Below are 13,899 nucleotides of genomic sequence, written 5' to 3' on the forward strand. Positions count from 1 at the left end.
TTAATCTCTGCCATATAAGTCTCTTGTATAAACTTTATCTTTCACATCATCCAGACAACTGTCGTATCTGTTTGCAATAATTGCCTGACTTTGTTCTTTAAATTTGTCCAGATTGTTCACCACCTTGCTTCCAAAGAAAGTGCTTCCATCTTCCAAAGTTGGTTCATAAATAATCACAGATGCACCTTTAGCTTTGATTCTCTTCATAACTCCCTGTATAGAAGACTGGCGGAAATTGTCTGAATTTGATTTCATAGTAAGACGGTATACACCAATTACGACCTCTTTTTCCATAGAAGCATCATATGTGTTTTCATCTCCATAAGCATAATATCCAGCTTTCTGTAATACACGATCTGCTATGAAATCTTTCCTTGTTCTATTAGACTCAACGATTGCAGACATCATATTCTGCGGAACATCTGCATAATTTGCCAGAAGCTGTTTTGTGTCTTTCGGTAAGCAATATCCACCATATCCAAACGATGGATTGTTATAATGAGAACCAATTCTAGGATCAAGGCACACACCATTAATGATCTGCTGTGTATTAAGTCCTTTCATCTCTGCATAAGTATCCAGTTCATTAAAATAAGAAACTCTGAGTGCCAAATATGTATTCGCAAATAATTTTACTGCCTCTGCTTCTGTGAATCCCATAATCAGAGTATCAATATTCTCTTTAATAGCCCCTTCCTTCAGTAATCCAGCAAATGTATTCGCAGCCTTTACGAGTCTAGCATTTTCAATATCTGTTCCTACAATAATTCTTGATGGATACAGATTGTCGTATAGTGCCTTTGACTCACGTAAAAATTCCGGACTAAAGATAATATTATCACAGTGGAATTTTTTTCTGATACTTGCAGTATAGCCTACCGGAATGGTTGATTTAATCACCATAATTGCATCCGGATTATATTCAATAACCAGCTTTATTACGGCTTCTACTGCTGACGTGTCAAAGAAATTTTTCTTACTATCATAATTTGTTGGAGCTGCAATCACGACAAAATCTGCATCTTTATATGCTGCTTCTGCATCCAATGTAGCTGTCAGATTCAGTTCTTTTTCCTTTAAGTATTTCTCAATATACTCATCCTGGATTGGACTGATTCTTTTATTAATCTTCTCAACTTTCTCTGGAATAATATCTACTGCCATTACCTCATGATTTTGAGATAAAAGTGTGGCAATAGATAATCCCACATATCCTGTTCCTGCTACTGCTATTTTCATATCGAATCTCCTTTTTCTACAAATTTATTTTGTTCATAATTGACTCTTTTATATCTTTTCTAAAGCAAAGAATATACAAACCTGTCAATATACAATATATGAGTCCTCCCACTATCAGTTCTAATCCCAATTCAATTAACGATGCTTTTCCCATCATATCAACATATTTAATACCTAGCATCATTAAAAATCCAATCAAAATAAATGGAATCAACTCTTTTAATATTTCTGTTGCCTTAACAAATTTCCGACAAATAACCATTTGTACTAGTAATCCAAAGATTTCTGCTGATACAGAACCAACCACTGCACCATAAACACCTATAATTGGAATTAAAAGTACACTTAAAATCAAATTAATAACTGCATTAAATATTATGCAAATGTTAAATTGCTTATCCATATGGTTAGGTATCATATATTGTGTTCTTATAATATCGCCTGCTCCTACAATATAAACAAGCGGTGCCATATATGCCATTATTTTTCCACATATTTTGAACGATTCACCATAATATACTATAGAGAATGTATCCGCAATCCCCATCAACCCAAATAAAGAAGCCATACCCAAAAATGAAGTAATAAAATACGAATATTTGATATATTTTTTTTGACCAGCAACATTACCTTCAGCAGCCAACCTACATGCTCTTGGAAACATAACTGTTCCAGTTACTCCTATTATAGTTTTGGGTACATTTACAATTTTGTTTGAATATTCATAAAAAGCAACATTCTCTTTTGTGCTCATTATTCCTAATAATGTTTTATCAAACACTGTATACATAAATGATGCGATTACAGATATTGAGAAAACAAGTAACGGTTTTATATGTTTCCTAACATCTTCTTTTGTAAACTTAATCGGTCTAACAACTTTCACAGCTTGCGGAATCATAATTGCCTGACCAATTAATATACTAGTTGCATTTATAAATGCATATATTCCCAAATCATTCGGCTGTTTCACAAATATAAACACACAAATACATTCAAATATTTTTATTAATGCATTTTTTATTACGACACTTTTAAAATTCTCAAGTCCATAAAACAACCAAGTAATATCAAATATTGCCGATGCCACATATAACAGTTCAATAGTAAATATAGTTTTATTATCTTTTATAAAAAAAACTACGAATGCCAAGTATATCAATAAAGAAATTATAGATACTATAATATGAACTGTGAACAAACTCCAAAATGATTTTCTTAGTTTTATATCGTCATTTGCATTTTCTGAAATAATGCGCTGTCCATGCCTTGCTATTCCAAGCATAGACATAGCAACAAAATATGCCGCTATAGAATTTGCATATGAAAAAACTCCCAGTGCTGTTTCTCTAAGGGCTCGTGATAAATAAGGTGCTAAAACGAGTGGAATTACCAATATCAATATTTGATACGCATATTGGAAAAAAAAATTTTGCGAAATACTCTGTTTACGAATCATTTTATTTTTTCCTCTCTTGATCTATTGGAAGTTTCCAATAATTCCCAAGAACTTTATCATATTTTTCTGGCACTATTGGGTCTAAACCACTTCCATTTGTAAATGTCATTTCGCCAAAATATATTTTACCATCTACATTATACAGATCCACTCTAACATGTGAAAATCCTTTTGATAAAATTGTCGCTATCTCAACCATCTTGTCAAAGTTTTTAGGTTTTGGAATCTCATGACTTGCAATTCCATATGTTGCTTGAGTCCATGGTTGTAATTCCCATTTCATATTAAATACCGTTCTAGTGTGTTTTGAAAAACGTCCTAAATCAACCCAACAAAAATATGGTTTCCCATCAAAACATAAAAATTTATAATCTTGTAATTCCCCCAAATCAGTCTCTAAATATTTTTCAGCAATAATCTTTCGTGGGATTTTTCTATAATGTAACTGTAAACTATTCGTAAAAGCATAGTCAATTTTCATCCAGTCATCAAACATTCTTTTCGTTCTTTTTATATTAAGTTTTTCTTTATCTTTTACAATTAAATTTGTTCCAGTTCCATGATTAGTCTTTAAAACAAATTGATCCGGTAATGAATTAAAATCTATATCATCAAAAGAATCCCATACTCCTATCAGTGGAATCAAGTAGTCATTTCCAATTTTATTTTCAATCCACTCTCTGACACGATATTTATCCGCCAATACTGTTTTCATTGGATTTTTATCATATATTTTTTCCCATTGCATTTTTTCTGTATAAGTTTGTAAATTGTCCCAATTTAAACTATGACCTAAAACTTTTAGATATTCATTTTCTATCAATTCAGCATATTTATCTTCTGGTACATTTTCCATTTTTTTTATTTTTTTTAATATCTTCATACGCTGAGCATGCTGATAAAAATCATATAATCCTGGAAAACGCTTTTTTAATGTATCAAACAAATTATTTTCCTCCTCGTCTATCTTTATATCTAATTTGCAACAATTTCTGTTTTTTCAATAAAATTGTTTCTACAAATCGCCAACAATAACCATAAAACTGCATCGAAAAAATAGGATTCTGCAAGTCCATTAATAAGCAAACATATTAAAATAGTTACAAACAAATATGCCTCTTTGTATATTTTACAAACTCCGTAAATATTTTTTAATGATTTTTTTATACTCCAAATTAATATAAGTAATCCCATAATTCCTAATTCACCGAAAGCTTCCAAAAAAGTATTATGAGAATGTGCATAATCCCATCCAATCAATGACATAATAACTTGACGACTACACTCATGACCTGGTCCGTATCCTATTTTCCAATATCCATTTTTTATTATATATGGAATTAGCGATTCATAAATTAAACTTCTACGTGAACCACCTGATGCTATAATTTCTGCAACACTAAACCTGCTTGTATCAAGACCAGTCAAAATAAGTACAAGATACATACCTCCTAACGCCACAGTACCTGCAATAGCTAATTTAAACATCGTTCCTGTTAATCGCCCGTTTTTTTTGGCATAAATAATTACCACAATTGCACTTGCCAAAGCAAAAGCCAACAAAGCACCTCTTGAGCCACTTAAAAGAGCTAGCATAACAACTATTGCACACAAAACTAAATTTTTTCTCATTTGGGCTTTATTAAGAAAAGCAGTCATTAATAATATACACCCTAACTGTGCACATGACATTCCAAATGTATTTGTATTCACACTATTTGCTATTGTTAATCTTCCATCAATCAAAGATCCTTTTATTAATACGCTCAAAAGATACCCAACAACCATAATACTGGCTGTTTTAGGCAATATTTCACAAATCACAGATATTTTCAATCTTATAAAATTCCCAACTACCACTGATAATAACAGCAAATATAATAACCTAAATAATCCGTTAAAATAATGAAATGGTGATTCTATGTAAGACCAACAAGCTAATACACCTAATATAATTATTAGTATTAAATTATTAGCATTGAACTCCAACTTTCCTTTATATAAGAATAAAACTCTTGCCATAATCAATAGCAGCAATATTGTATATATACTAAATATTTCTTCATATGCTCCAGTAAAATAATAAGATATTGTTGACAACAATAATGATATTACAACAAAATGTTCAATTGAGTTTATAAATGGTAATGCCAAAACAAAATATAGTATAAACATTACTATGTTGAAATCTGAAATAAAAAGCGAAATTAAAAGAATCATTATAACATATATATAAGACCACCAATCCATAAAGTGTTTACTTCCAATTTTCATCACTCAATTTCCTCCTGAATGTTCTATTAATCAATACCACTTACATATAAAATGTTTTTAATAGAACATTCTATACAACCGATACGACAATCTATCATCAAATAATTACTGCAATCTACGAAAAGCATCTAAACCACCATTTTTTTCAATAATTATTTTAATATGCATAATTAATATCGCCAGATTGATATGTCGCTTTTTTAGTAATGTAAATATAATTTTCTGATAACGACCTAACGATAAAGGCATAACAACTTTTAACACTTGTGATCGTTCAATTTGTTTTCTAATCCATTTTAGACGATTTCTACCACTTAATTTCATCTTAGGTGAATAAGACAGCTCAAAAGCTTTAATCATATTGCAAATATATTCATGTTCTACAATTTCCTTAGTCCTTCTATCTTTCTCATTCCAAGTTAATATTGTTTCTTTTCTTGTTTTATACAACCCAATTACCGCATCCACATAATCAACCGGATACTTATCCCATTCTTTTTTCAAATCATTTAAATAATGATTGTATAAAATCGCTTTAATAAAATGAATATTTTTCACATAGCACATATAGCGACTTATAAAACCTTCATCTTGGTGTCGTCTTAAAGAGGGATATCTTATAGAATGTTTTCTAATTACATTCAAGTCAAAAAATTTATTCCACGGTGCACCTTGAATACCATATCTTCTTGTTGAAACCACATAATCTGAATAATCTTGGCGCACATCGTCACCATTTCTTTTCATATCAGGATATTGTTTTTTCAATACTACATTCCCTTTAGCATCAATACTTTGATAGCCAAATACAACTAAGTCATATCTCCCATTTTCCATCGCATCAACTAAAATACCAATCGCATCTTCTTCTAATTTGTCATCAGCATCAGGAAAATAAATATATCGACCAGTTGCTTTTTCAATTCCTGTATTTCGTGCCGGCCCAGACCCTCTATTCTCTGTATGATATACTTGAATTCTACTATCTCTCTTTTGTAATTTGTAGCATACTTCAAGACTATTATCGCTTGATCCATCATCTACTAATACTATTTCAATATTAGAATATTTTTGCTTCAGTAATGAATCAACACAAACTTCTAGGCTGTTTCCCATATTATATACAGGTACAATAATGCTCACTAATTCTTCTGTCATCACTTTTCTTTCCTTTTTATAAATTTCCAATCTTCTTTACATTTAGCAGCACTAAGCGCTTCTTTACGTTTCATAGATTGATTTCCCTTACATTTAAGCTCATCCCAAGTACCAATTTTTCTTGCCGGATTTCCACCTATAATTATATTTTCTTCACCAAAACTATTACATACTACACTACCACTAGCAACTATAATATTATTAGCTAATGTGCAGCCATACATTATCGTAGAATTTTGACCTAAAAAACAATTATCCCCAATTGAAATATATCCAAACAAGTTAACATATTGTGGCGAAATCTTCGATATACTATTGTCATGTGTTACAAATGTAACATTTCCAGATATAGTAACATTTTCGCCTATTCTAACTAAATATGGTTCAGATGTCATTATATTACAGCAAATGTTGCACCCCCCCCCCGATCTCCATACCTACTTTTCTAAAATATTTATTAATTACTTCTTTATCATTTCTCTTTATTTTAAATTTGACTTTTGCTAGTAAATATCCAAATTCTTTCATGATTTTTCCGCCTTATTCTATATATTTAGCAGGAACTCCTACTATTGTTTTTCCTTCTTGATAAAAATCTTTATTTACAACCGCATTTGCTCCTATTTTTATTCCATTTGCTATTCTAATTTTTCCAAAAATTTTTGCTCCAGGTCCAATATAAACATTATTTCCTATTTGCGGTGAACCTGTTCCTATATTAACGCATACGTGCAAACGACAATTCTCTCCTATTTTTGCTTCATGATTAACAACAATAGTGCCAATATGTGAAATACTTAATCCTTTCTCAAAGCAATTAAGTCCAATTGAAAATCCACACATTAATCCCAATATATTCCATATCGATTTACAATATATGCCTGCTATTTTATGAAGCACCCCCCCCGATACATTATTATAATATTCACTTTTTCGTAAATATATCTCATATCGCCATACAATATCTCTTATTTTTGGTTTTTTATATTCATATCCTAAGTGAATTCGATCAGCTTCCATATATTCTCGTAAATCTGCTTTTGATTGAATCATAAATACCTCCCGATAATTTCAATTATTCAAACTTATCTTTTACAAATCTGGACAATCTTCAAAATAGTTTTTTTCAATGCCAATCTACACGCTTTTGGACTTTTTAATATTGCTTTACAATACATTATCCCCTGAATCTTGTCTCCTTTTTTTAAACATACATATCCCAATTCATATTTATGCATTGCATAAATACATTTTCGTTCTTTATCACTAAGTGAATCCATTATTGGTTTTATAGATTTAAAAAACGCTTTTTTGTATTGAACTAATTTATGAGCATCTGGTCTGTTCTGAGTATCTGAAACATCCACACAATGCAAATATTGATTTACTTCTTTTAATTTATATTTTGATGTAAAGTCTACTAAAAGTTGCAAATCTTGATGTCTCAACAAGTTTTCATCGAAATATCTAGTTGTATCAAAATAGTCATGTCTTATAAGCAATGTGCCGGTTGCAACATCTGACATAAGATTTAATATATCTTTATAAATATATCCGTCTCTATATTTCTTTGTTTTTCCTATAACATTTCCATTCTGATCATACAATGTAAACTTACATGACACCGCCCCCCAACTATCATCAAGAGACTTTAGTTCTTTTACCTGTTCTTCCAGTTTATTCAGTTCCCACCAGTCATCATCATCCAAAAAAGCAATATACTGTCCTCTTGCCTGGCGAATACCTACATTTCTTGCAACTGCGCCATTAATATGTTTATCCTGAAGAATCAGATGGAATCTTTCATCATTCGAATATTTCTCTACTCTTTTTTTCAACAATTCCGTATATTCATCAAATGGCTCATTATCATTTACTAGTAACAATTCTAAATTTTTATATGTCTGATTCAATACACTGTCTATTGCTCTGAGTAATTTTTCTGAGCGCTTGTAAGTCGGCATAATAACACTGACAAGACCTTCTACATACTTCATGATACTTTTTTCCTCGCAAATGTTCTAAATACCCAACCTCTTAGCTTGTTAGGCATCAATTTTTGAATAATCAACCTCTTAGTTACATTTTTTATATATGTCGAATGATTAATCATCTTATTCTTCAGCATATAATCCTGAAGTCCTTTTTCACTCTCAAAATACTTTGAACCTCCTCGTCGTTGATACATTTCTTCACCGACCCGAACATTCACAAGCACGCTTCCTGTATTTGCGAATACTGCTCCATTTAACCACATTCTTATCCATAGATAATAATCTTCATTCCAAAACCAATCTTGGTATCCGCCAGCACTTTCCACTGCTTTCTTTTTATACATGACTGAAACATGATTCATAGCACAACGTGTTTTCATATATTCTCTTATAGATTCGTTAGATAATGGAACAGATCTTTTCCCAACAATATTATTTTCTTCTCCGATAAATTCTGTTATATCTCCTCCCACAATATCTATCTCAGGATTTATTTCAAAATATTTTAATTGTTCTTCAAATCGTGTAGAAACAGACACATCATCGCTGTCCATTCGAGCAATTAGTTCATAAGTTGCATTTTCAACTGCGATTTTTAACGCATTTCCCAAGCCACCATTTTGTTCTAATCGTATAACATTAAATACTTCATACTTTTTTTCATATTTATTAATAACATTATTTATCTCGTTACTTACCGGGCCATCCACAACTAATACAATTTCATTTGGTTTAATCGTTTGCTCATCAGTAATACTACTAAGTGCTCTATCAAAAAAATCGGGATTATCACTTTTATATACTGACATAGCCACGGAAAAAGGTACATGATGATTTCTATCTACTTTAACATCTTCTTTAACATCACTTTCCTGATTTAAAATTTTCTTTGCTTTCATTTGTTTATTATTGTAATCTTCTTGACTCACCTTTCCATTATTCAATAAATAGTCACCAAAGTCTTCTGCTGTTGCCATATCTCCATCTGTAATTCCCTCCTGCTTAATAAAAGCAGTTTTTACAGTTTTTAAGATAATACCTAAATCTTCTAACAATGACACATTTTCTATGTACTTCAAATCCCAGTCCAATTTATCTTCCCACTTAATTGCATTTCTTCCATTCACCTGCGCCAATCCACTCAACCCTGGTTTTGCAGTGTGACGCATACGTTGTTCCTTTGTCATAAACGTAAGATCTCTGACCAGTTGTGGACGCGGACCACAAACCGAAAGTGTCCCATTTAAAATATTAAAAGCCTCTGGAAGTTCATCAAGACTTGTACTTCTAAGCCACTTGCCAAATGAGGTTAACCGCACCTCATCTGGCAAAAGCTCTCCATTTTCGTCTCTTTCGTCTGTCATAGTACGAAATTTATACATTTTAAAAATAGTTTCTTTGCCATCTTCTCCAATCAAACCTGGACGATCCTGAGTAAACAATACCGGACTTCCAAGTTTGAATCTGACAAGAATTGCAACACCTATATATAATGGGCTAAAACATATAATCGCTGCTGATGCACAAACAATATCTATTACTCTTTTAACGTATTTCTCATAAAATCCCATTTTACGTGTCGGAATTGCTTCTATGTTTTCAGCTTTATAAATGGTTTTTTTCGCTTTTTTCTTCATAATCCAAGTTGCTACCGCAGTTCCACCAACAATAGATGATGCTATAATTCCAACTATTTTTTTCTTTGACACTATAATCTCTCCCACAATATATTTCTATTCAAAACAAGCTCTAATCACTTCAATAATTCTATCCTGCTGCTCTGCCGTCATTTTATTATCACTTGGCAGGCATAATCCTCTTGTAAAAATGTCCATTCCTACATCTGCCACTCCACCTGCAATATACGCATTTGATCTTGCACGTCCATTACCATTTCTGACAATAAACGGATTTAAACGATAAATCGGCTGCATATGCATTGGTTTCCAAATCGGTCTGCCCTCTGCATTAATAGATGCAATTGCCTCCAGAATTTCAGTTGGACAAGTTTTTCCTGCTTCTTTTACATAGCAAACATCCTGTTCGCCACGAACCTGCTTGCACATTGCCTCTTTATCAATAATCAGACATGACAACCAGTAATTCGGCTCAGAATTTTCAAAGTCAATTGGATTCATAGAAACTGGAAGACCTTTTAATCCTTCTTTATATCTTTCATAAATTGCTTTCTTCTGAGCAATATGTTCATTCAGATATGGGAACTGTCCACGAACTACACCAGCTACTACATTGCTCATACGGTAGTTGTATCCCAGTTCTTCATGCTGATACCATGCTGCATTTTCTCTTGCCTGCGTAGACCATTTACGAACTTTGTTTGCAGCTTCTTCATCATCAGTCAAGAAACATCCACCTGCACTTCCGGTGATAATCTTGTTTCCATTAAAGGAAATCGTATTATACTTTCCAAATGTACCGGTCTGTACTCCCTTGTATGTAGCTCCCATAGATTCCGCAGCATCTTCTACCAGAATTGCATTATGTTTCTTGATAACAGCATTTAATTCATCTACTTTTCCTGGTGTTCCATAAAGGTGAGCAACAACTACTACCTTCGTATCCGGATAAATTTCAAATGCTTTTTCAAGTGCCACTGGGTCCATATTCCATGTGTCATATTCCGTGTCAATGAATACCGGTTCACCACCTTCGTAAACAACAGGATTTACAGTGGCATCAAAAGTCATATCAGAACAAAAAACTTTCTTTCCTTCCAATGCACCATGTCCAACTTTTGGCATACCATATGCTTCAATACCAGCTAATTTCATAGCAAGATGCAATGATGCTGTTCCGGCAGATAATGCAACTGCATATTTACATCCGATATATTCACATGCCATTCTTTCAACTTCGTTGATATTTTTCCCAACTGTTGACATCCAGTTTGTTTCATATGCTTCTTTCACATATTCAATCTCCGGACCATGCATAGTCGGGCTGCTTAACCATACTTTAGACTCAAACTTCTCAAATTTATTACTTTCTTTAAACATGACTCCTACCTCTTTTCATCCATTTTGATATTAAGCAATTTCTTTATTTACATCTTCTGGTCTTTTGAATGTTGGAACAACACTCCTCAGTGCTTCTTTTGCAATTAGATCATCCCCTGTATCGCAGGCATCTTTAAGCACCTGAATCTTCTGGTATATTTCTTTCTGGCTCAGTGCAGTATCTCTTTCGATGAAGATCATGCTGTTGTCTGTTTTATCCAGTTCCTCTGTCTTAACTAACAGCTCCTCATACAGTTTCTCTCCTGGTCTTAATCCCGTTTCAATAATTTCAATTCCCTGTACACCAGACAGACGAATCATATTCTCTGCCAGATCCATAATCTTTACTGGCTGTCCCATGTCAAGAACAAACAGCTCTCCATTATTGGCAATCGCACCACTCTGAAGAACAAGCTGTGATGCTTCCGGAATTGTCATAAAGTATCTGATAATTCGCTTGTCTGTAACTGTAACCGGTCCACCATTAACAATCTGACGTTTGAATAACGGAATAACTGATCCGGCACTGCCAAGTACATTTCCAAAACGTGTTGCACTGTATTTTACTTTTCCGTGTGTACTTGCACTCTGGACAATCATCTCGCACATTCTCTTAGTTGCACCCATAACATTTGTAGGATTAACTGCTTTATCCGTTGATACCATCATAAAGCGTTCTGCGCCATACTCCTCACAAAGCTCTACCAGATTCTGTGTACCAAATACATTGTTGTAAATGGCTTCTACACAGTTATGCTCCATCAATGGGACATGCTTGTGAGCGGCTGCATTGATAATGATCTGTGGATGATATTTTTCAAATACTCTTTCAAGAGCTTTTCTATGAGTGATGGAACAGATTTCAATCTGCAAATCCAGTTTATTTCCATATGCTATCTTCAATTCCTGCTGAACATCATATGCACCATTTTCATAAATGTCTAAGATAATGATCTTCTTCGGATTCATCTTGGCCAACTGTCTGCACAGTTCTGACCCAATAGAACCGCCACCACCTGTAATCAGAACGACTTTATCTTTGTAATATGCATTGGTACGTTCATCCGAAACAACCAGAGGTTTTCTAAATAAAAGTTCTTCTATATCAAATTCTCGAAGATGACGTTTTCCTCCTGCCGCATACATAGTCGGATAATCATATACTTTTAATTTGTATCCTGCATTCTTGTAATACTCATAAAGACTTTTCTTTTTAGCTGCATCCATTGATGGAATTGCAAAAATTATTTCCTGTACTTCAAATTCGCCTAACTTCTTAAAAGTTGCTTCCGTTTCAGACCAAACCGGAATGCCATGTATATCTCGTCCAACTTTTTCCTTATTAATATCAATAAAACATCTTGGTACATACGCTGCTTCTGAATTATTCAAAAGTTCTTCTGCCAGACTCACACCAACTCGTCCAGCACCAATAATTGCAACTTTGATCTTCTGCACTTCTTTTTCATTTCCAGCTTCAATACCTGAAAATATATGTAATAATATAGAAAGAATTTTTCCTCTTGTTGTCTCCTGGTTTCCACATTTGTATGCATAGCGATACATCATGCGAAGCGCCAATGCTCCTAATAAATTCAAGCTAACCAATGAAAGTAATCTTGCAAATGTAATTTTTTGAACTGGAAGTAGGAGTTCCAGACATAGATACGCCACAAAAGCGATAGAATCAGTAAACAGCAAGCGGATATAACACTGAATCCCACCATATCTCCATACTTGCCCGTAAATTTTACCTATTAGACGTGCTGTGAAAATACACAGAACAGAAAGACCTACTTGTTGGAAGATCCCAACAGTTGATAATTTATCCATTCCCCCATATAACACCAGGAGTATAACTGCTACTAATGCATATACAATCAAATCATACCCGACAAGCGTCCAGCGTATGTTTGGCGTGTTATTTTGTTTTGCCTGTTTCATATCCATCTTTGTTTCATTTGTATTATTCATTGTGTACCCCCCCCCACGAAAATCAGGGCGGTTTCATCCTTCCTATAATTATTGATCCTTATCAATCCTTTGTTAATGATGTAAACAGAACACTTCCTTGTTCTGTGCTTGTGTTCATTGCAACCATACTTGTTGATTTCACAATTGTTCCTGATTTTAATGTACAACTATCTCCAATAAAACAATATGGTTCTACCACCACATTGGCACCAATGATCGTTGCCTGCCCAATAGTACTTCCGCAGCCGACAACAGCCCTTGGCTCAACAATACAGCCAGGCATTAAATTAGCTGATGGAGAAATCGTAGAATCCATATGAGCTAAAACTGGAATATTGTAAAGTGTCTCCAACTTTTTATTCCACTCAAGTCTTTCTGTTCCATCGTCACATGCAGCTATTGCACAGTTATATTCCGGATAAAAACTTTCCACGTCCTCCAGTTTTCCAATAGCTCCTTCTCTGTCATTATCTACAAAGGAGATTTCCTCAAAGCAACCCATTGACTCTGCTATCTCTTTTACATAATCTCCATATCTTTTAGAGGCTACAATTAATAATTTTCTTCCCATTTTCAACACACTCCTCATAATTATTCGTTTTTATTAGGTAAGTTCTATAACACGACGACTAGCCTGTGAATGTTCTTATTAAAAAGATCATTCGCAGGCTAGGTCAAACCTCCTTATCATAATTTTTCAGCTTATAGTGTGGGTCAAAATAAGCATCCAAGAAACCATTCTTTTATATTTGTTCCCCCGCTCAATCGACACAACACAAAGAAA

General features: G+C 33.3%; 13 protein-coding genes. All 13 read right to left on the reverse strand.

The genetic code is table 11. The features are described 5' to 3' along the window. The 13 genes from DW931_RS02680 to DW931_RS02735 all read right to left on the reverse strand — a co-directional run bounded on the left by DW931_RS02680 (position 1) and on the right by DW931_RS02735 (position 13,686). Complete coding sequence (locus tag DW931_RS02680) at positions 1-1,239, reverse strand: nucleotide sugar dehydrogenase (RefSeq protein WP_118626884.1); 1,239 nt, start codon at positions 1,237-1,239, stop codon at positions 1-3. A 16-nt stretch (positions 1,240-1,255) separates the two neighbouring features. Further along, complete coding sequence (locus DW931_RS02685) at positions 1,256-2,698, reverse strand: oligosaccharide flippase family protein (protein WP_118626885.1); 1,443 nt, start codon at positions 2,696-2,698, stop codon at positions 1,256-1,258. Position 2,699: 1 nt separating this feature from the next. Further along, positions 2,700-3,644, reverse strand: coding sequence for an ATP-grasp fold amidoligase family protein (locus tag DW931_RS02690; protein ID WP_118626886.1), 945 nt, complete (start codon positions 3,642-3,644; stop codon positions 2,700-2,702). Between the two features lie 29 nt (positions 3,645-3,673). After that, positions 3,674-4,972 (reverse strand): O-antigen ligase family protein, encoded by a 1,299-nt coding sequence (locus DW931_RS02695; protein WP_118626887.1) that lies wholly within the window; start codon positions 4,970-4,972, stop codon positions 3,674-3,676. Between the two features lie 105 nt (positions 4,973-5,077). After that, complete coding sequence (locus DW931_RS02700) at positions 5,078-6,130, reverse strand: glycosyltransferase family 2 protein (RefSeq protein ID WP_118626888.1); 1,053 nt, start codon at positions 6,128-6,130, stop codon at positions 5,078-5,080. Continuing rightward, entirely contained in the window at positions 6,130-6,525 is a 396-nt protein-coding gene (locus DW931_RS02705) for a DapH/DapD/GlmU-related protein (protein ID WP_118626889.1), read from the reverse strand. The genes DW931_RS02700 and DW931_RS02705 overlap by 1 nt, the downstream gene beginning before the upstream one ends. Positions 6,526-6,529: 4 nt before the next feature. Then, positions 6,530-6,658, reverse strand: coding sequence for a hypothetical protein (locus DW931_RS16355; RefSeq protein ID WP_278278272.1), 129 nt, complete (start codon positions 6,656-6,658; stop codon positions 6,530-6,532). Positions 6,659-6,670: 12 nt separating this feature from the next. Next, positions 6,671-7,183 (reverse strand): serine acetyltransferase, encoded by a 513-nt coding sequence (locus DW931_RS16155; protein WP_118626890.1) that lies wholly within the window; start codon positions 7,181-7,183, stop codon positions 6,671-6,673. 32 nt (positions 7,184-7,215) lie between these two features. Next, a complete protein-coding gene (locus tag DW931_RS02715) occupies positions 7,216-8,127 on the reverse strand; it encodes a glycosyltransferase family 2 protein (protein ID WP_118626891.1) in 912 nt (303 codons plus the stop codon). Next, positions 8,124-9,833 (reverse strand): sugar transferase, encoded by a 1,710-nt coding sequence (locus DW931_RS16450; protein ID WP_118626892.1) that lies wholly within the window; start codon positions 9,831-9,833, stop codon positions 8,124-8,126. The genes DW931_RS02715 and DW931_RS16450 overlap by 4 nt, the downstream gene beginning before the upstream one ends. Before the next feature lie 24 nt (positions 9,834-9,857). Beyond that, on the reverse strand, positions 9,858-11,141 hold the full coding sequence (locus DW931_RS02725; RefSeq protein ID WP_118626893.1) for a DegT/DnrJ/EryC1/StrS family aminotransferase: 1,284 nt from the start codon (positions 11,139-11,141) through the stop codon (positions 9,858-9,860). A gap of 30 nt (positions 11,142-11,171) precedes the next feature. Then, a complete protein-coding gene (locus tag DW931_RS02730; protein WP_118516892.1) occupies positions 11,172-13,115 on the reverse strand; it encodes a nucleoside-diphosphate sugar epimerase/dehydratase in 1,944 nt (647 codons plus the stop codon). Positions 13,116-13,176: 61 nt separating this feature from the next. Continuing rightward, positions 13,177-13,686, reverse strand: coding sequence for a hypothetical protein (locus DW931_RS02735; RefSeq protein ID WP_182430017.1), 510 nt, complete (start codon positions 13,684-13,686; stop codon positions 13,177-13,179). Positions 13,687-13,899: the final 213 nt, after the last annotated feature.

The organism is Clostridium sp. AM43-3BH (assembly GCF_003479985.1).
Classification (GTDB): domain Bacteria; phylum Bacillota; class Clostridia; order Lachnospirales; family Lachnospiraceae; genus Otoolea; species Otoolea fessa.

What these genes read in the sequence shown, in the direction of transcription:
- DW931_RS02680 (WP_118626884.1), bottom strand. Translation starts at nt 1,239, where the DNA reads ATGAAAATAGCAGTAGCAGGAACAGGATATGTGGGATTATCTATTGCC.
- DW931_RS02685 (WP_118626885.1), bottom strand. Translation starts at nt 2,698, where the DNA reads ATGATTCGTAAACAGAGTATTTCGCAAAATTTTTTTTTCCAATATGCG.
- DW931_RS02695 (WP_118626887.1), bottom strand. Translation starts at nt 4,972, where the DNA reads ATGAAAATTGGAAGTAAACACTTTATGGATTGGTGGTCTTATATATAT.
- DW931_RS02700 (WP_118626888.1), bottom strand. Translation starts at nt 6,130, where the DNA reads ATGACAGAAGAATTAGTGAGCATTATTGTACCTGTATATAATATGGGA.
- DW931_RS02705 (WP_118626889.1), bottom strand. Translation starts at nt 6,525, where the DNA reads ATGACATCTGAACCATATTTAGTTAGAATAGGCGAAAATGTTACTATA.
- DW931_RS16355 (WP_278278272.1), bottom strand. Translation starts at nt 6,658, where the DNA reads ATGAAAGAATTTGGATATTTACTAGCAAAAGTCAAATTTAAAATAAAG.
- DW931_RS16155 (WP_118626890.1), bottom strand. Translation starts at nt 7,183, where the DNA reads ATGATTCAATCAAAAGCAGATTTACGAGAATATATGGAAGCTGATCGA.
- DW931_RS02715 (WP_118626891.1), bottom strand. Translation starts at nt 8,127, where the DNA reads ATGAAGTATGTAGAAGGTCTTGTCAGTGTTATTATGCCGACTTACAAG.
- DW931_RS02725 (WP_118626893.1), bottom strand. Translation starts at nt 11,141, where the DNA reads ATGTTTAAAGAAAGTAATAAATTTGAGAAGTTTGAGTCTAAAGTATGG.
- DW931_RS02730 (WP_118516892.1), bottom strand. Translation starts at nt 13,115, where the DNA reads ATGAATAATACAAATGAAACAAAGATGGATATGAAACAGGCAAAACAA.
- DW931_RS02735 (WP_182430017.1), bottom strand. Translation starts at nt 13,686, where the DNA reads ATGGGAAGAAAATTATTAATTGTAGCCTCTAAAAGATATGGAGATTAT.